Source organism: Hansschlegelia sp., from assembly GCF_035538955.1.
Taxonomy (GTDB): domain Bacteria; phylum Pseudomonadota; class Alphaproteobacteria; order Rhizobiales; family Methylopilaceae; genus Methylopila.
The window spans coordinates 171,743-188,252 of sequence record NZ_DATLJK010000004.1 but is presented as its reverse complement, the minus strand read 5'-3'; the positions used below and the strand labels follow the sequence as shown (position 1 = coordinate 188,252).

Annotated in this window: 15 protein-coding genes; 10 read left to right on the top strand and 5 right to left on the bottom strand. The window is 69.9% G+C overall.

The window, feature by feature from the left end; translation table 11 throughout:
* Positions 1-47: 47 nt before the first annotated feature.
* The gene (locus VM780_RS02330; RefSeq protein ID WP_325444714.1) at positions 48-1,280 is read left to right on the top strand and encodes a tyrosine-type recombinase/integrase; all 1,233 of its coding nucleotides are present in this window, start codon (positions 48-50) and stop codon (positions 1,278-1,280) included.
* A 199-nt stretch (positions 1,281-1,479) separates the two neighbouring features.
* On the opposite strand, the gene VM780_RS02325 is transcribed toward VM780_RS02330, so the two are convergent.
* The gene (locus VM780_RS02325) at positions 1,480-2,478 is read right to left on the bottom strand and encodes an SDR family oxidoreductase (protein WP_325444712.1); all 999 of its coding nucleotides are present in this window, start codon (positions 2,476-2,478) and stop codon (positions 1,480-1,482) included.
* Positions 2,479-2,700: 222 nt separating this feature from the next.
* On the opposite strand from VM780_RS02325, the gene VM780_RS02320 reads away from it, so the two are divergent.
* A complete protein-coding gene (locus tag VM780_RS02320; RefSeq protein ID WP_325444710.1) occupies positions 2,701-3,540 on the top strand; it encodes a hypothetical protein in 840 nt (279 codons plus the stop codon).
* Here VM780_RS02320 and VM780_RS02315 read toward each other — a convergent pair.
* On the bottom strand, positions 3,537-4,493 hold the full coding sequence (locus VM780_RS02315) for a polysaccharide pyruvyl transferase family protein (RefSeq protein ID WP_325444708.1): 957 nt from the start codon (positions 4,491-4,493) through the stop codon (positions 3,537-3,539). The genes VM780_RS02320 and VM780_RS02315 overlap by 4 nt on opposite strands.
* Positions 4,493-6,013 carry a hypothetical protein gene (locus VM780_RS02310; RefSeq protein WP_325444706.1) on the bottom strand — a complete coding sequence of 507 codons (1,521 nt, stop codon included), beginning with the start codon at positions 6,011-6,013 and terminating at the stop codon, positions 4,493-4,495. The genes VM780_RS02315 and VM780_RS02310 overlap by 1 nt, the downstream gene beginning before the upstream one ends.
* A gap of 237 nt (positions 6,014-6,250) precedes the next feature.
* Here VM780_RS02310 and VM780_RS02305 point away from each other — a divergent pair, with 237 nt between their 5' ends.
* From VM780_RS02305 to VM780_RS02290, 4 genes are all read left to right on the top strand, one after another.
* Complete coding sequence (locus VM780_RS02305; protein WP_325444704.1) at positions 6,251-7,537, top strand: chloride channel protein; 1,287 nt, start codon at positions 6,251-6,253, stop codon at positions 7,535-7,537.
* A 94-nt stretch (positions 7,538-7,631) separates the two neighbouring features.
* Entirely contained in the window at positions 7,632-8,276 is a 645-nt protein-coding gene (locus VM780_RS02300; RefSeq protein WP_325444702.1) for a DUF1007 family protein, read from the top strand.
* Positions 8,273-9,250, top strand: a complete 978-nt coding sequence (locus tag VM780_RS02295) for a nickel/cobalt transporter (RefSeq protein WP_325444700.1) — start codon at positions 8,273-8,275, stop codon at positions 9,248-9,250. The genes VM780_RS02300 and VM780_RS02295 overlap by 4 nt, the downstream gene beginning before the upstream one ends.
* A gap of 68 nt (positions 9,251-9,318) precedes the next feature.
* Entirely contained in the window at positions 9,319-10,818 is a 1,500-nt protein-coding gene (locus tag VM780_RS02290; RefSeq protein ID WP_325444698.1) for a phospholipase D-like domain-containing protein, read from the top strand.
* Here the strand turns inward: VM780_RS02290 and VM780_RS02285 are convergent.
* Both VM780_RS02285 and VM780_RS02280 read right to left on the bottom strand, forming a co-directional pair.
* Positions 10,796-11,764 carry a UPF0104 family protein gene (locus VM780_RS02285; protein WP_325444696.1) on the bottom strand — a complete coding sequence of 323 codons (969 nt, stop codon included), beginning with the start codon at positions 11,762-11,764 and terminating at the stop codon, positions 10,796-10,798. The two genes, VM780_RS02290 and VM780_RS02285, sit on opposite strands and share 23 nt — an antisense overlap.
* On the bottom strand, positions 11,761-12,537 hold the full coding sequence (locus VM780_RS02280) for an endonuclease/exonuclease/phosphatase family protein (protein WP_325444694.1): 777 nt from the start codon (positions 12,535-12,537) through the stop codon (positions 11,761-11,763). Before VM780_RS02280 ends, VM780_RS02285 begins: the two co-directional genes overlap by 4 nt.
* 144 nt (positions 12,538-12,681) lie before the next feature.
* Here VM780_RS02280 and VM780_RS02275 point away from each other — a divergent pair, with 144 nt between their 5' ends.
* The 4 genes from VM780_RS02275 (at position 12,682) to VM780_RS02260 (ending at position 16,471) form a co-directional block, all read left to right on the top strand.
* Positions 12,682-13,212, top strand: a complete 531-nt coding sequence (locus VM780_RS02275) for a DUF4142 domain-containing protein (protein ID WP_325444692.1) — start codon at positions 12,682-12,684, stop codon at positions 13,210-13,212.
* A 187-nt stretch (positions 13,213-13,399) separates the two neighbouring features.
* Positions 13,400-15,391: an FUSC family protein gene (locus VM780_RS02270; protein WP_325444690.1), complete on the top strand. Its 1,992-nt coding sequence runs from the start codon at positions 13,400-13,402 to the stop codon at positions 15,389-15,391.
* Positions 15,388-15,585 carry a DUF1656 domain-containing protein gene (locus tag VM780_RS02265; RefSeq protein WP_325444688.1) on the top strand — a complete coding sequence of 66 codons (198 nt, stop codon included), beginning with the start codon at positions 15,388-15,390 and terminating at the stop codon, positions 15,583-15,585. Before VM780_RS02270 ends, VM780_RS02265 begins: the two co-directional genes overlap by 4 nt.
* A gap of 13 nt (positions 15,586-15,598) precedes the next feature.
* A complete protein-coding gene (locus VM780_RS02260; protein WP_325444686.1) occupies positions 15,599-16,471 on the top strand; it encodes an efflux RND transporter periplasmic adaptor subunit in 873 nt (290 codons plus the stop codon).
* The last annotated feature ends 39 nt before the right edge of the window (positions 16,472-16,510 follow it).

Genomic DNA, 16,510 nt, shown 5'->3' with positions numbered 1-16,510 from the left:
GGGCGAGAGTTCACCACCCTCGGGGCGATCGACAGGATGTTCGAACGATGCCGCGAACTGCAAAGGGAGCGCGACTCTGGCTGCGCCGCGCGCGCCGCGAGGGCGACCGCGTCCGCCCTGCCGAATTCATCATCCTCGATCGGGGAAAGCACCATCCCACGGGATGCGGCCCTGATCGCGTTGCAGAGGCTGAAAGAGCGCTCGCGCGACACATCGCCGCAAAGCACGAACCGCAGAAGCTGCCGCTCGAACGTCACCCCTCTGAGGTCGACGTCGCAGACGTCCTGACGGTCTATATCGACAGCCGGCCGCCGCTCGAGCCGACCGCGGCGCGCCGCTTCGAAGGCCGGTGCGAGCGCCTGCTGGCGTTCTGGGCGGGCCGGCCGCTGTCAGACGTCGGCGTGCGCAGCTGCCGCGACTATGCCGACTGGCGGGAGAAGGCCGCCGCCGGCGGCCGGCGCGGCGGGCCCGGCGGCGCCAGGCGCGACCTCGAGGATCTCCGCGCCGCGATCGTCCATCACGAGGAAAGGCGGCTGCACCGCGGCCGCGTCGACGTCTGGCTGCCGGAGAAGGGCCAGCCGCGCGAGCGCTGGCTGACGCGCGACGAGGCCGCGGCCCTGCTCTGGGCGTGCTGGCGGGCGCGGGAGCGGCAGACCACGCGCCGCGGAGATCCTGCGGCCGCGAAGCGCGCGACGCGCAAGCACACGCTGCGCCACATCGCGCGCTTTATCCTGATCGGCCTCTACACCGGCACCCGCGCCGGCGCGATCTCGACGGCTTCGTTCAAGGCGGCCTCCGGGCGCTCCTATGTGGACGTCGAGCTCGGCGTGTTCTTCCGCCTTGCGGCGGGTCGCAGAGCCACGAAGAAGCGTCAGCCGCCGGTCCCGCTGCCGCCGCGCCTGCTCGCCCATATGCGCCGCTGGGCGCGCCTGTCGGACGCCGACGAGAGGTCGCAGGGCTATGTGGTCGAGTACCACGGCGCGCCGGTGGCGAGCGTCAAGACCGGGTTCGCGCGCGCGGTCGCGCTCGCCAGGCTCGAGGGCAAGGTGACGCCCCACACCCTGCGCCACACCGCGGCGACGTGGCTGCGCAGGAACGGCGTCCCGCAATTCCCGGCCGCGGACTTCCTCGGCATGTCCGTGCCGACGCTCAACCGGATCTACGCGCACCAGGACGAGCGCGACCTCGCCGCCGCCGCCGCCGCGATCGGCCGCCGCCCGGCCAACGAAACGCCAACGAAACGCGTGCCCAAAACCGGAACAAAGCAGAAGAAAGCGTGACCGATGCCGTTGAAGAATGAGGCGGTCCGATGCAAAGCATCGCGCTCATAACGGTCTGGTTGCAGGTTCGAGTCCTGCCGGGCCCACCATTCGCTTCGAGGCTTGGCGCCCGCGGCGCGACGGGCGCCGCTTCCTCGGCGAAAGACACGCTGCGGCGTGAGCGCTCCCGCTTCTGAGAACGCGGACCCGGGCCGGCGGCTCAGCGCCCGGCATTGCGGCGCGCGATCGCAAGTGCGATCGCCACTCCGACGGCGGAGAGCGCCACAGCGCCGGCGACCGCCGCGGCCCCGGCGAGCGCGCGGCTTCCGGCGGACGCTCTCAGGCCGCCATCGATGCCGCCCGCGACCGCTGGGGGCCCGAACAGATTGCCATCGGTCACCGGCGCCCTGCGCGCGCGGCGGAAATATTCCTCCATAAAGCGGGCCATGATGCGGCCGCTGAGATCCGGCGCGACGGCGTGGCCGAGGCGGACGAGATGGGCCACTGCGCCGACCACGGTCGAGGCGCGGGGATGGTCGGCGAGCCGCACCACCGCGCGGGCCACCTTGCGCGCGTCATAGACCGGCGGCGGCGCCGACAGTTTTTTGCCGACATAGTTTGCGCCATGGCGAATTCCTGGCGTGTCGATGAAGGCCGGATAGACATCGCAGACGTGAATGTCCGGATGGTCCGCGAGCTCGGCGCGCAGCGCCTCGCCAAAACCCCGGAGCCCGAACTTGCTTGCGCTGTAGGCGGCTGCGAAGGGGGCCGCCGCAAATCCGCCGAGCGAGATCATGTTCACGAACACGCCGTCCTCCTGTTCGAGGAAGATCGGGACCGCGACATGGGCGTCGTTCATGTGGCCGATGAGGTTCGCGCGGATCACCTGCGCATGCGCCTCCATTGGAGTCTCGTGGTAGCGGCCGACGGCCCCTACCCCGACATTGCTGACCCAGACGTCGATGCGTCCGCCCCAGCTTCGCGCCCGCTCCGCCAGCGCCTTGACCGCCGCGGCGTCGGTGACATCAGTCGCCACGGCGATCGCGTCAGCCGCGCCTCCCGCGCGACAGCGCGCCGCGACCGTCTCGAGCGCGACGCCGTCGCGGGCCGCCAGCACGAGCCGTGCGCCTTGCCTCGCGAACGCCTCGGCGGTCGCCTGGCCGATCCCGCTCGATGCGCCTGTGATCACGATGACGCCGTTCGAGCGCCGCTTGGCCATGGTCCTGTCCTTCGTACGTGCTTCGCGAGGGGCGAGCGTCGGGTGTTCCGCCAGACCGCCTTCAGACGCCTCGCTGGAGAACCCGGAGGGCGTTGCGCGGGTTCCGGGCGGCGGAGAGCTCCGCCGACCCGTCGCACCCGAACATCAATTGGCCGATACTGCCGTCAGCAAGTGATTCACGGCTGCGAGGCGCAGCTATGTTCAGTAGGAGCGGCGCCTGGAATGGCTGAGCCGGAATTGGCGCTCGACCCGATCTTCCTGCTCGGCGCCGGACGCTGCGGCTCGACCTTCCAGCAGGTCAGGCTCTGCGAGACCGGGAACGTCTGGATCTGGGGCGAGCACAGCGGCGTGCTGGCGGGCCTGTTCCGCTGGGGCGGCGAAGCCGCGACCAACAGGCAGCTGACAAAATACGTCTACCCGCGGGAGCCGGTGAGCTCGGCTGCGGAGATCGAGACGCTCCAGCATGACGGCCGGGGCATGGCCTGGATGAACGGCTTCCGCAGAGCCGACTTCATGGCCGCCCAGCGCGCTCTGGTGCTCGAACTGTTCGCAAAGCGCCTGCCGCCAGGCAAAACCCGCTGGGGCTTCAAGGAAATCCGCTACGGACCAGATCGCGTACCGCTCAACCTGCTGCGGATGTTTCCTGCCGGCAAGATCGTCCACACCGTCCGGGCGCCGCTCGCCTCGATCGAAAGCGCGATCGTGGCCTGGGAGCTGCCGACCCTGATGGCCTTGGCGGAGCAGAACGACGAAGCCGGCCTCGACGCGCTCTATCTGAAGCATCTCGACCGCTGGAACGCGATTACCGGGCACCTGCTCGACCTGCAGGACCGCTGGCCGAAGAAGGTGCGGACCTCCCGCATCGAGCATTACGAGGACGAGCGGCGGGCTCTGTTTGCGTTTCTATCGCTGGAAGCGCCGTCCAGCCCGGCAGGCCACCGAATCTTCAGCAAGGCTGAGACCGCCAGCGGACATTCGGGGGTCGAGCGGGCGTTCGCCGCCCGGCGCGAACGCTTTGGAGCGCGGGTCGCCGCAAATGCCCGACGCGCCGGCTATGGCTAAGCGCTGCGAAGAGCCGCAGAGCCGCTCTCGGGGATCGGCTGGGCCGGAGGCGCCGGCGTCATCCCGATCCGATTGAGGCCCCGCCGAACCTCCTCGATGAGCCGCGCCCGCACCGGCTCGACGTCCACCGGGCGCGGCGACCAGTCGATGCGACCGAAATCTTCGGGCAGGTAGACTGGCAGCAGGCTCCGCAGGAAGCTGAAGCGTGAATCGTCAATCGCGCGGGCGATCACCACCGGCACGCCGGAGGCGATGCAAGGCGTTGCGGCATGGTGCAGCGGCGTGATCACCAGCGAGGCCGACTTGCGGTAGGTGCGCAGCAGATGGGCCGCGTGGCGCTCGGCGTCCGCTCGTCCGGCCTCATCGAGCGGAAAGCGGTGCACATGCTTGCGCTGCGAGACGAAGCCGAGGTCGGCGAACAGCTCCCGCGGCGCGAACGGCAGGAGTTCCGAGGGCAACCGTCCGGCCTTTGCGCCATAGACCACCAGCGTCTTGCGTTCCTCCGGCTGAGCCTCCCGGGGCGGCAGCGCCAGCGTGAGGCAGCCGGTGACATAGGCCTGAACTCCGTGGGACCTGAGCGCCCGCGCCGTCGCCGCGTCGCGGCAGCCGATCGGCTGAAAGCGCGCGAGATATTCGTGGAAACGGTCGATCACGCCGGCGCGCGCCTGAAAGCCCACGAACAGCGGCGTGATGGTCTCCGGCAGCGGAAAGCACCAGTCGTAGAAGCAGCCGTTCATCGGCAACACGACCGGCGGGCCTGAATAGCCGGCGATCGTGTCGCGATCGACCGCTATGACGTCTGCGTCGGCCACGCCCAAACGCCGGTAGACGCTGCGGGTCGCGAGCGTCTGCATGAAGTCGCCGAGGTTTATCGAGTAGACGCCGTTACGCTTCATCGCTCGCGCGAACCCTGCGAAGTTCGCGTAGCTGAAGGTCAGGACGCCGTATTTCATCAGGCGACCTTGCGCTCGCGCCCGCCGCTCTGAAGCCGGTCGCTGACGCGTGAGGCGAAGTCCGCGATGTCCTCGGCGAGGATCGCTTGCAGCACCGCGTCACATCGGATGTGGCCGCTTTCAGCCAGACGCTTCATGAACATGAAGGCGTCGAACACATCGTGCCGGGCATATTCGACCGAAAGATTGATCCCCTCGTCGAAGTATCCTGGGTAGTGCAGCAGCTCGCCGAGATAGAAGTCAGCGTTGTACACCGAGACGGGCTGGTCGGCGTGCAGCACGAGATCATGCAGGATGTGTCGAAGCGCGAAGCCGTGGCCTACGAAATCGAGCCTCTCCTGCGACGTCCACAGCCTGCTCGGTTGGCCAGGCAGTCTTTTGGCGAACTGCTTCCGCGTGCTCGGGCCCCGCAGCACGATCAGCTTCGGCGGATGGGCTGCGAGGTAGTCCAGGATGTTGCGCGTCCGGGTCCTGATGTAGGCGGCGCTGTAGAACACGATGTCGGTCCGCGCGCCGGACATCGCGCGGTTGCTCTCCAGCAGCGCCCCGTCCGTGGCGTTGGTGCGCGCGACCAGATCGTGACCGTCGATCTCCGCGCCGGAGCCGAGACCGTTCACAGCCGGTCCCACGATCGCACATGACTTGCCGCGAAGCATGTCTCGGAACGTCGCGTCTCCGACCTCTCCGCCCTCGGCGGACAGCTGGCGCGCCTCGTCTACGCGGCCTTCGCTCAGAAGCAGATCCACGCCTACGGAGAGCACCGCGGCTCTATTGTCATCGGACTCCTGCTCCGCGGCGAAGCGGTCCAGAATCTCGTGGCCCGTTGCGAAGCGTCCCGCATAGCAGGCCGCCGCGACGGCGATATGAAGCTCCTCGAGGGACTGGGGCGGCGCATCTTCGGCTGCCGCCAGGACATGCTCGGCGGCGATCTGCTTCGCGAGCAGGGCGGCGGCGGCGAAGTTCTCGCGGAACAACCGCGCGTGCAGATAGAGCCAGAAATAGGCGGAGAGCTCCGGCCGGCCCGAAAGCCGCGCCAGCAGCCCGATCGTGTCGACCTCCCGGGCGTCACGGGCGCCAAGCGCATGGCGAAGCGCCTCGAGCTCCGGGCCCTTCGCGGCGTCGCCCGCCATCATGCTGAAGATCTCGGAAGCCTGCGTCGCCCGGCCGAGCTCGAGCGCCAGCCCCCCGGACGGGAAGCGCCGCCACGCCTCCTGATAAACCTGGTCGGCGCGGTCGGCCCTTCCGGTCCTCACCAGCAGCAAGGCGAGCGCCGTATATCGCGCGAGCGGAGCGTCCGGGTCCTGGAGCGAGCGCTGATAGGCCTCTGCAGCGCCGTTATGGTCTTCCAGGCGCGCGAGGCACGCGCCGAGTTGCGCATAGCCTTCCGGACTCTCGCGACCCAGACGGAGCGCGCGCCGGTGCCAAGCCGCCGCGCTGTCGTAATCGAACCTCTTCTCGTAGCGCCGCGCCTTCACATAGGCGCGCGAGGCGGCCTTTCGCGTCTTCTCGTCCGACTCCAAATCGCCCGCTCACTCATGCTGCCGCATCACGCGGCGCCCCCCGTCCGCAAGGCGGGCCATCAAACAGACGGCGCCCGGCGGGGTCAAGGGAGCGGCGCGCCTGGTTTTGCGGCCTTCGCGGCGCATCGGCGGTCGCCGATAACTTCTATGCCGGCCGCCGCCTGACCGCTAAAGAGAGCGAGCCTCCGCCCCTCGTCCGTCAAGGCTTCGCGCCGCCCGATCTGGACAGTCATGCTGATGCCCCGAATTCGTCACGTCTCGCGCGAAGCCGGTCGGCGGTGGCTGCAGCGCCTTGTGTTCATCTCGGGCGGCCTGCTGGTGGGCGCGGCCGCGGTGCTGATCGCGAAGCTCGCGGACGGGGCGCAATACGGCTTCCGCCAAATCTTCGCGATCTCGCCCTATCTTCCGCTGATCGTCACCCCGGGCGGCTTCTGGCTGGCGCGCTGGGCCTCCGTGCGGCTCGTGCCGGGCTCGCAAGGCAGCGGCATCCCGCAGGTGATCGCCGCGCGGCAGAGCCAGGACGAAGGTTTTCGCCGCTCGCTCGTGTCCATGCGGATCGCGCTCGGCAAGATCGCGCTTGTGACGCTGGCGCTGTTCTGCGGCGCGTCGAGCGGGCGCGAGGGCCCGACGGTGCAGATCGGCGCGTCCATTATGTACGCCATCGGCCGCTTCGCGCCGTATCGACAGCCGGGCTTCATGCTGGCGGGCTCGGCCGCCGGCGTCGCCGCCGCCTTCAACACGCCGCTCGCCGGCATCGTGTTCGGCATCGAGGAGATGAGCCGAGCCTTCGAGACGCGGACCAGCGGCCTCATCATCGGAACGGTGATCGCGGCGGGCCTGACCTCGCTCGCGCTTGTCGGCAACTACGCCTATTTCGGCTTCACGGCCGCAAGGCTGCCGCTCGGCTCCGACTGGGCGGCGATCTTCCTGTGCGCGGTGGTTGGCGGCCTCGCCGGCGGCCTCTTCTCGCGGCTGGTGATCCTCGGCGCCTGCGGCGCCCCGGGTCGCGCGGGCCGCTGGATGAAGGCGCATCCCGCGCTGTTCGCCGCGCTGTGCGGCCTCGGCGTCGCGCTTTGCGGCCTCGCCTCGGACGGAGCGGTGTTCGGCGCCGGCTACGAACAAGCGCGCGCTGCGATCCACGGCCCGCACGAGGCCGGCTGGGCGTTCACGCCGCTCAAGTTCCTCGCGTCCGCCTTCTCGGCGATGAGCGGCGTGCCGGGCGGCGTGTTCGCGCCCTCGCTGTCGATCGGCGCCGGCCTCGGGGCCGACGTCGCGCAGCTGTTCCCAAGCGCGTCGCCGGGCGCGATCGCGCTGATCGGCATGGTGTCCGTGCTGACCGGCGTGGTGCAGGCGCCGATCACCGCCTTCGTCATCGTGTCGGAGATGACCGGCAATCACGAGCTCATCATCCCGCTGATGCTCGCCGCGATCGTATCGGACGGGGCGTCCAAGCTGGTGATGAAGCAGGGGCTCTATCATGCGCTCGCGCACGAGATAGCAGCCTCGGCCGCCAAACCTTCGTGAGGAGGGCCGGAACGCTCCGGAGCCCGGTTGAACGCCGCGTTTCGGCCGCACTGCCGGTCGAGAACTCCGCCCGATTCCCAGGCGGCGAGGCCTCATGATTCCGATACGATTCCTGCTCGCCCTGCTCTTCTGCCTGGCCGCCGCGGGGGCGAGCGCCCACCCGCACGTCTGGGTCACGGCGCGCAGCGAGATCGTCTATGGCGACGACGGCCAGATCACCGCCGTGCGGCACGCCTGGACGTTCGACGAGATGTTCTCGTCCTTCGCGACGCAGGGCCTCGACGCCAATGGCGACGGCAAGCTGACGCGGGAGGAGCTCGCCCCGCTAGCCGAAGTGAACGTGACCTCCCTCGCCGAGTTCAAGTTCTTCACCTTCGGCAAGTTCGGCGACAAGCGCGTCGTCTTCGACAAACCCGTCGACTATTGGCTGGAGAGCGGTCCGCAGGGGCTGCTGACCCTGCACTTCACGCTGCCCGTCAAGGAGAACGCGCCCGCCAAGGGTGAGCCGTTCCGAGTTGAGGTCTACGACCCGACCTATTTCGTGGCTTTCGAGTTCGCCAAGGACAACCCGGCCAGGACGGTCTCGGCTCCGGACGGCTGCGGCGTCGATCTGGAGCGACCCAAAGCGCCCGACGCGACGCAGTCGAAAAAGCTCAGCGAGAGCTTCTTCAGCGGCCTATCGCCCGGCGCGAATTTCGGCGCGCAGTTCTCCAACACCTTGCTGGTGACCTGCCGGTGAGCCGATCTGGCCTGCTTTGGCGGCTTCTTGCGATCGCCGGGGGCGCCGCGCTGTTCTGTGCGGCCGCCCACCCGGCCTGGGCACAGGGAGCGGCCGGGCCGTTCGGCGTCGGACGCCCTGACGCCCCCGGCGCTGGGGCGCCGACCGGATTCTTCGCCTGGATCGCCGCCAAGCAGTCGCTGTTCTACCAGGCGCTGTCGCATGCGATCCGCGCCATCCGCACCGACCCTGCGGCGCTTTGGTCGCTCATCGGCCTATCCTTCGCCTATGGGGTCTTCCACGCCGCGGGGCCTGGACACGGCAAGGCGGTGATCTCGTCCTATCTGGTCGCGACCGGCGAGGGTTTCCGGCGCGGGGTGGCGCTGTCCGCGCTGGCCGCGCTCGCCCAGGCTGCGACCGCGATTGTCGTCGTTGGCGCGCTCACCATGCTGGTCGGCGCGACCAGCATGGCCATGGGGGCCGCGACCTACTGGCTCGAGGCCGCGAGCTATGCGGCGATCGGGGCGCTCGGCGCGGTCCTGCTGTGGCGCAAGGGGCGCGGCCTGCTGCGCGCGGCGCGCGGGCTGCCGGTCCATGTCCATGGTCCGGATTGCGCCCACGAGCATGGCGTGGATCCCGCGCTCGTGCAGGGGCGTGTGGATTGGCGTCGCGCCGGCGCCGCCGTGCTCGCGGTCGGCCTGCGGCCCTGCACCGGCGCGCTGATCGTGCTGGTGTTCGCGCTGGCGCAGGGGCTCGCCTGGGCGGGCGTGCTCGCGACGCTGGCGATGGCGGGCGGAACGGCCCTGACCGTCGCGGCGATCGCCGCGCTCGCTGTCGGCGCCAAAGCGACCGCGCTCAGGATCGCGACGGCGCGGCCGAGCTTCGGCGGCGCGCTCCTGGCGCTGCTGGAAGCGGGCGCGGCGGCGCTGATCCTCACGTTCGGCCTGGTGATGCTGGGCGGGATGCTGAGCGACACTCTGCCTCTCGCCGGCTGACGCGCGCGCTCCACATCAATCACCCCGACGTGAACCCGACCGCGGTGTGTCGGCTGACTGAGGATCACGTGGACAAGCCGACCGCCGACAGTCCGCCCCTTCCCGCAAGCGCCCCGGAGGCGCCGCGGGATGGAACTTTCGAGCGGGGTTGGAACTGCTGGAAGACCGCGGTCGCGGACCGCGTCGGCGTGCTGGTCCACGGCGCCGACTATTTCGCGGCGCTGGAGACCGCCCTGCGGTCGGCCCGCCGCTCCATTCTGATCGTGGGCTGGGACTTCGATCCGCGGATCAGGCTCCGGCTCGACGTCTCCGAAGACGAGTCGCCGCCGCTGGGGCGGCTGTTGCGGCAGCTCGTCGAGGAGCGGCCGGAACTCGAGGTGCGGGTGCTGGTCTGGAGCTCCGCCGTCGCCCACGGGCCGAGCGGCCCGGCCGAGCTTCTGATCGGCACCGAATGGCAGCAGCACCCGCGCATCAGCCTCCGGCTCGACACGACGCACCCGCTCTACGCCGCCCATCACCAGAAGATTGTCGCAATCGACGGAGCCTTCGCGTTCACGGGCGGCATCGATCTCACGCTCGATCGCTGGGACACCGAAGAACATCGCCATGGCGATCCGCGGCGAAAGACCACCGGCGGCAGCCTCTATGGGCCGATCCACGACGTACAGATGGCGTTTGACGGCGAGGCGGCCCGGGCGGTGTCCGATCACGCCTGCTGGCGCTGGAAGAAGGGCACGGGCGAGACGCCGGATTGCACCCCCTCCCCTGTGCCTTGGCCGGAAAGCGCGCGGGTGCACTTCACCGACACGACTCTCGCAATCGCCCGCACGGTGCCGGACTGGGGCGACGGTCGGAGCGCCCATGAGGCTGCGCGGCTGACGGAAGACATGCTCTGGGCGGCGGAGCGGACCATCTACATCGAGGCGCAGTATTTCGCCGCGACCTTTGTGGGCGACGTCCTGGAGCGCCGCCTCAGCGAACCCGATGGGCCGGAGGTGATCGCGATCGTGAGCCTCGCGTCGCACGGCTTCATCGAGCGCCAGGTCATGGGGCGCAATCGCGACCGCATGATCCGCCGCCTGCGCCGCGCCGACCGGCACGGCCGGTTCCGCATCTACAACCCGGTCGTGCCGGGCGGCGATACAGACTGTTCGGTCCTGATCCACTCCAAGCTCATCATCGCGGATGACCGGCTGCTGCGGATCGGCTCCTCCAACCTCAACAACCGCTCCGTCGGGCTCGACACGGAGCTCGACGTCGCGCTCGAGGCCCGCGACGAGGCCGACCGTGCGGCGGTGGCCTCCTTGCGAAACCACCTGCTCGCGGAGCACCTCGGCGTGCCCGGCGCGGCCGTCGAGGCCGCGTTCGCCGAGACCGGCTCGCTGGTCAAGACCATCGAGCGCCTGAACACGGGCGCGCGCGGCCTTCGCTCCTTCGACGCGATCCGGACCCGCGGCTCCACCAAACCGGTTCCCGGCACCAGCCTGCTCGACCCGGCGCGCCCGTTCGAGCCGCCGTGGCTGCTGCGCCGGAGGGACCAGCGGATCACGCGCCGGCGCGACGCCTGAACATGATTTCGGTCACAAGCAGCGTGACCGAGCCGATGGCGAGCGGCGCCAGGAAATAAATCAGCCGGTAGACCAGCAGCCCGCCGATCAGGTCGCTTTGCGGCAGCAGCCGCTGCACCACGGTCTCGACCACTCCGAGGCCGCCTGGAGCGTGGGTGAGCATGGTCGCGGCGTTCGCGGCCGCGTAGGCGCCGGCGACCTCCGGATATCCGGCGTCCGAGATCGCCGCCAGCGCCTGCCACATGCAGGCCGCGACGCACGCGAAGTTGACGATCGCCACCGCGACCTGCGCCAGCGCGAGGCGGAATGCGGGCATCGCCACGCTGCGCCCGAAGAGGATCAGGCGGCCGCGCACGAGAGCGGCGGCGACGAGGTAGAGCACGGGCAGAGCGAGGCAGACGAGCGCCACCGCCCTGACCGCCGTCGCGTCGAGCCGCAGCGCGCGCTCCCCGAGGCTTGGATCCGCCAGCAGCGCCCCGCCGGCAAGCGCGAGATGGCCGAGGGCGACTGTCACGCCGCAGAACACGATGAGCTTCGCGACCTGCTCGCCCGACAGGCCCCAGCGCGAATAGAACCGGTAGCGGACGGCGCCGGAGCTTACGCCCGCGAGCCCTAATGTGTGACCGAGCGACAGGCTGCAAAAAGACGCGAGCGCGGCTCGGCGATAGGCGAGCGGCGCGCCGACATAGCGCAGCGCGAGATAGTCGAAGAAGGTCAGACAGAAATAGCTCGCCGCCGCAAAGCCGCCGGCGGCCATGAGGCGCGCGGCCGGGATCGCCGCGACGGCGGCGCCGAGCTCCGCCACGCTGTAGGGCCGAAGCGCCCGCCAAAGGAGATACGCCGTCAGCGCGAGCACGGCGGCCGTGCCGGCGAGCTTGATCGGCTTCTGCCAGCGCAACCAGACGCTCCGCCAGGCGGCGCGGGGCGAGGCGGAGGAGAGGCTCATCCCGGAACCGCCACGCGCAAGTCGGCGCAGAGCGGCAGATGGTCGGAGGCGACCGTCGCCTCCAGGCTGCGGACCGCCCAAAGGCCCTCCACCTCCACCCCCTCGCTGACGAAGATGTGGTCGATCCTCAGCAGGGGACGCCGGGTCGGATAGGTGCGCGCGTCGACGCCCGGCCGCGCGCTCTGGACGTCACGCAACCTGCCAGCCAGACGCTTGTAGGCGCGGGACGTGGGCACCGAATTGAAGTCGCCCAACAGCACCACCGGGTCTCTGCACGCCGGGTGCCCGAGCCAGTCCGGGCCGACCATCACCTCAGCCTGCTCGCGCCGCTCCCGACGCCACAGCCCGAAATGCGTGGTGACGATCTGCACCGGGCGGCCTGAGACTTCGGCCTCCGCCCAGAGCGCGCCGCGCGGCTCTCGGCTCCATCGCGCCGGCCCGTCCGATATGGCGGCGGCCTTCACCAGCCTGATCGGCAGCGCCGACAGGATGGCGTCGCCATAACGCTCCTCGAGAACGGTCATGGCGGGGTGGAAGAACAGGCTCATGCCGAGCGCCGCGGCGACCTCGGCCGCCTGGTCGATCCCGCCGCTGCGGGCGCGCCCGAGGTCGAGCTCCTGCAGCGCGACGATCTCCGCGCCGGTCTGCGCGATCACGCGAGCGATCCGGTCGGTCGAGTAAGCCCGATCCAGGCCCAGGCACCTCCTCACATTATAGGTCAGAACCCGCAGCGATCCTGCTGATCGGCTTGTAGCAACCGGCGGAGGCGTCATCTCGAACGACAGCCTCGAGGACCGCGCCCAAGTCTGCGGCGGACGGGCGCGCCGGAGCCCCTCGGATTTCGCCCGGGGCCGCGCAGGGCCGCGGAACATTGTCCTCGGTCGAAGCATTGTCTGGGCAGTTTAGGAGGACGTTCGATGAGAAAGCTCACTCTGATAGCCGCAGCTCTGATCCTGGCGACGCCTGCGTTCGCGCAATCTGTGGGCGAAAAGACCGGCGTCAACTCGGTTCTCGGCATTGCGCCGAGCACTCAGGACTTCGTGACGCAGGCCGCCAGCAGCGACATGTTCGAGATCCAATCCAGCGAAGCCGCGAAGTCTCAGGACGTCGACCCGAAGATCAAGGACTTCGCCAACCAGATGGTCGAGGCGCACAACAAGACCACTTCGGAGCTGAAGTCGATGGTCGAGGGCGGCAAGGTCAAGGCGACGCTGCCGACCGAGATGGCGAGCTCGCAGAAGAGCATGCTCGACGACCTGAACGGCCGTAAAGGCAGCGACTTCGGCGACCAGTATGTCGACGACCAGGTTTCGGCCCACAAGGACGCCGTCTCGCTGTTCGAGCGCTATTCCGAGGGCGGCGACGATCCGGCGCTGAAGGAATGGGCCGGCAAGACGCTGCCGGAGCTGAAGCACCATCTCGAGATGGCCCAGCAGCTCGACAAGTAAGCCGACAGGTCTTGCCCGTGTGACCGGCCGCCGCCGCGGCCGGTCAGTTGCGACAGATCCGTGGCGCAGCTCCGCGCCACGGGCGCTTCAGGAACGGCGGCGGAAGCGCTAACAGGGCTGCCGCCGGGGCGCTCGCCTCGAGGCAGAGCGGAAGGCGACGCGGATGGATCGGGCCGGGCGGACGCGCATGATCTTTGCGCTGCGCACCGCCGGGGCGGCCCTACTCGCCGGCTACATCGCGCTGCTGGTCGACCTGCCCCAGGCGTCGACCTCGATGATGACGGTCCTCATCGTGTCGCAGCCGCTGGCCGGCATGGTGCTGTCGAAATCGCTGTATCGCGTCGTCGGCACCTGCGTCGGCGCTGTCGCGGCGGTCGCGTTCACGGCCGCTCTCTACAACACCCCCGACCTCTTCGCGGTCGTCGCGTCGCTCTGGGTCGGCGCCTGCGTCGCCTGTTCGATCTACCTCCGCGACGCCCCCGCCGCCTATGGCGCGCTCCTCTCTGGCTACACGATCGCGATCGTGGCCTTCCCCGCTGTGGAGGCGCCCGACACCATCTTCATGGCGGCGCTCTGGCGGGCGTCCGAAATCTTCGTCGGAATTCTGTGCGCGACCGTGCTCAGCCAGGTGGCGTTTCCCCAGCAGGCCGCGGGCGCTTTGCGAGCGGCGACGGATTCCGCGCTGGCCGCAGCCTCGGCGTGGGCGTCAGACACGCTGCGCGGCCGCCCGGACCCCGCGCGCGTGTTGCGGGACCGGCGGGCCATCGTGGCGAATGTCGTCGCCCTCGAGGGGCTGCGGGTGCAGGCGAATTTCGACAGCCCCTCCGTGCGCATGTCGAATCGGCGGCTGCGGCTGCTTCACGGCCGGCTGATGAGCTTTCTGGCGCTGCTGGTCTCAGTGCATGACCGTCTGGAAGTCGTCGCCGCCGAACGGCCGGAGCGGCTTGCCGCGTTGCAGCCGCTGCTGCTCTCGGCCGCCGACGCGATGGCGCGGGAGACGACGGACGAGGTCCGGGCTTCCGCCGAACGGGCGCTGACGAGCGCGGCCCCGCGCTTCGAAGACATGAGGCGCGATCCCGAGCGGCTGATCGAACGCTCAATCCTGCTGCGAAGCCGCGATCTCCTGCTGCTCCGCGAAGAACTCGATCTTCTGGCGACTCCCAGGGAAGATTCCGCCTCAGCCTTCAAGGCGGACGGCCCCGCCACCCTGGTGCGCTACCGGGACTACGGTCTCGCCCTGGTCGCGGGCGTGACGGCCGCTCTCTCGCTGCTCGCCACCTTCGCGTTCTGGATCGCGACCGGCTGGCCGGCGGGCGCGAGCGCCGCCCTTCAGGTCGCCGTGATGGTCAGCCTGTTCGCCCAGCAGGACAATCCGGCCGTCGCCTCCGGCGCCTTCCTGCGGATGACGGCGGCGGGCGCCGCCGTGGCGGCGCTCTACGGCTACGTCATCCTGCCGCGACTGGAGGGTTTTGACGAACTCGCCATGGCGCTCGCGCCGCTGCTGCTCGGGGTCACCTATTTCATGGGCGATCGCCGCACCGGGCTGAGCGCCCTCGCCTTCGGCCTCGGCGCCCTCAGCATGATGGGTCTGTCCAGGCAAATGACGCTCGACTTTGCCGGCTTCGCCAACATGGTCGTGGCGAGCCTCGCCGGGATTGCGCTGGCGACCGTGCTGCTGCGCGTGCTGCGTCCGATCGGCGCGGCATGGCCGATCGCCAGGCTGACGCGGGGTCTGCGGGAGGAGTTGGCGGAGGTTTCGGGCGCCCGCCGCCCGCCGCCCCGGCTGGCCTTCGAGAGCCGCATGTTCGACCGCATCAACAGCCTGATGACGCGCCTCGACCTCGCCAATCCCGATCATCTCGCCATCGAGCAGGGGGCGCTGGCCGGGCTGCGCGTCGGGCTCAACGCCCTCGCCCTCAGGCGCTATGCCGCCGGGCTGCCGCCGCAGGCCGCCGGCGCGATCGGGCAGGCGCTTGATCGGCTCTCGGACCATTTCCGCCGCCTGGCGCGCGGCGAGCCCTCCCGCCTCCCGCTCGACGAGATCGATGCGGCGCTTGCGGCGGCGCTCGATCCCGGACTTGCCGAGCGACGGGACGCGGCCGATCTCGCGGTGGCGGTCGCGGCGCTTCGCGGCAGCCTGACCCGGCATCCGGCGGTGTTCGGCGCGGCCGCCGCATGATCAAGGAAGTCGACATTCTCGGCGTCTACGTGCCGCCGCTCCTGCTTTACGCCGGGGCGGCCATGCTGCTGTGGCAGCCGCTGCGGCTGGCGCTCGAACGCGGAGGCTTCTATCGCTTCGTCTGGCATCCGGCGCTGTTCAACCTGTGCGCCTATGTCGTCCTCCTGGCGGCGCTTGTCGCCGCCCTGATGTGAGTTCGCCGCCGAGATGCCGTCGCCCCGCAGCATTCTGCGCTACGCCGTCACGCTTCTCGCGGTGGCGGCCGCGATCGTCGCCGGCGTCTATGTCTGGCGCTCCTACACGGAAACCCCCTGGACCCGGGACGGCCGGGTGCGGGCGCGCATCGTGCAGATGGTCGTCGATGTCTCGGGGGCGGTGTCGGACCTGCGCATCCGCGACAACCAGACGGTTCATAAGGGCGACGTGCTGTTCGTCATCGACCAGGCGCGGTACCGGCTGGCGCTCGACCGCGCTCGGGCGATCGAGGCGGAGCGCCGGGCCGAGGTCGAGCAGCGCCGCCGCGAGGCCGAACGGCGCGAGAAGCTGACTTCCGCGGCGGTCTCGGAGGAGACCCGCGAGCAGGCGCAGACGGCGCTCGCCTCCGCCGAAGGCGCGCTGCAGCAGGCGATCGCCGAACGCGAGGTGGCGGAGCTCGACCTCGACCGCACCACGGTGCGTTCGCCGGTCAACGGCTACGTCACCAATCTGCTGCTCGATCCGGGCGACTACGTCACTGCAGGCAACCGCGTCGTCGCGCTGGTCGACAGCGACAGTTTCTTCGTCGCCGGCTATTTCGAGGAGACCAAGCTGTTCGCGATCCATCCCGGCGATCCGGCGACGATCCGGCTGATGGGCCGCTCGGGCGAGCTGCGCGGCCGCGTCGAGAGCATCGCGCGCGCGGTGGTCGATCGCGAGAACACGACCAGCAACGACCTGATCGCTGACGTCAATCCGAGCTTCTCCTGGGTGCGCCTCGCGCAGCGCGTGCCGGTGCGCATCAGCATTGTCGATCCGCCGGCGGACCTTCAGCTCTCCTCCGGGCTGACCGCCACCGTGGTCGTGCACCCCGAGCGGCGCTGATCGCCTGAACTCGGGAACGCCGGAGCCGTCGCGCGCCTT

What these genes read in the sequence shown, in the direction of transcription:
- VM780_RS02330 (WP_325444714.1), top strand. Translation starts at nt 48, where the DNA reads ATGCCGCGAACTGCAAAGGGAGCGCGACTCTGGCTGCGCCGCGCGCGC.
- VM780_RS02325 (WP_325444712.1), bottom strand. Translation starts at nt 2,478, where the DNA reads ATGGCCAAGCGGCGCTCGAACGGCGTCATCGTGATCACAGGCGCATCG.
- VM780_RS02320 (WP_325444710.1), top strand. Translation starts at nt 2,701, where the DNA reads ATGGCTGAGCCGGAATTGGCGCTCGACCCGATCTTCCTGCTCGGCGCC.
- VM780_RS02315 (WP_325444708.1), bottom strand. Translation starts at nt 4,493, where the DNA reads ATGAAATACGGCGTCCTGACCTTCAGCTACGCGAACTTCGCAGGGTTC.
- VM780_RS02305 (WP_325444704.1), top strand. Translation starts at nt 6,251, where the DNA reads ATGCCCCGAATTCGTCACGTCTCGCGCGAAGCCGGTCGGCGGTGGCTG.
- VM780_RS02300 (WP_325444702.1), top strand. Translation starts at nt 7,632, where the DNA reads ATGATTCCGATACGATTCCTGCTCGCCCTGCTCTTCTGCCTGGCCGCC.
- VM780_RS02285 (WP_325444696.1), bottom strand. Translation starts at nt 11,764, where the DNA reads ATGAGCCTCTCCTCCGCCTCGCCCCGCGCCGCCTGGCGGAGCGTCTGG.
- VM780_RS02280 (WP_325444694.1), bottom strand. Translation starts at nt 12,537, where the DNA reads ATGACGCCTCCGCCGGTTGCTACAAGCCGATCAGCAGGATCGCTGCGG.
- VM780_RS02275 (WP_325444692.1), top strand. Translation starts at nt 12,682, where the DNA reads ATGAGAAAGCTCACTCTGATAGCCGCAGCTCTGATCCTGGCGACGCCT.
- VM780_RS02270 (WP_325444690.1), top strand. Translation starts at nt 13,400, where the DNA reads ATGATCTTTGCGCTGCGCACCGCCGGGGCGGCCCTACTCGCCGGCTAC.
- VM780_RS02265 (WP_325444688.1), top strand. Translation starts at nt 15,388, where the DNA reads ATGATCAAGGAAGTCGACATTCTCGGCGTCTACGTGCCGCCGCTCCTG.
- VM780_RS02260 (WP_325444686.1), top strand. Translation starts at nt 15,599, where the DNA reads ATGCCGTCGCCCCGCAGCATTCTGCGCTACGCCGTCACGCTTCTCGCG.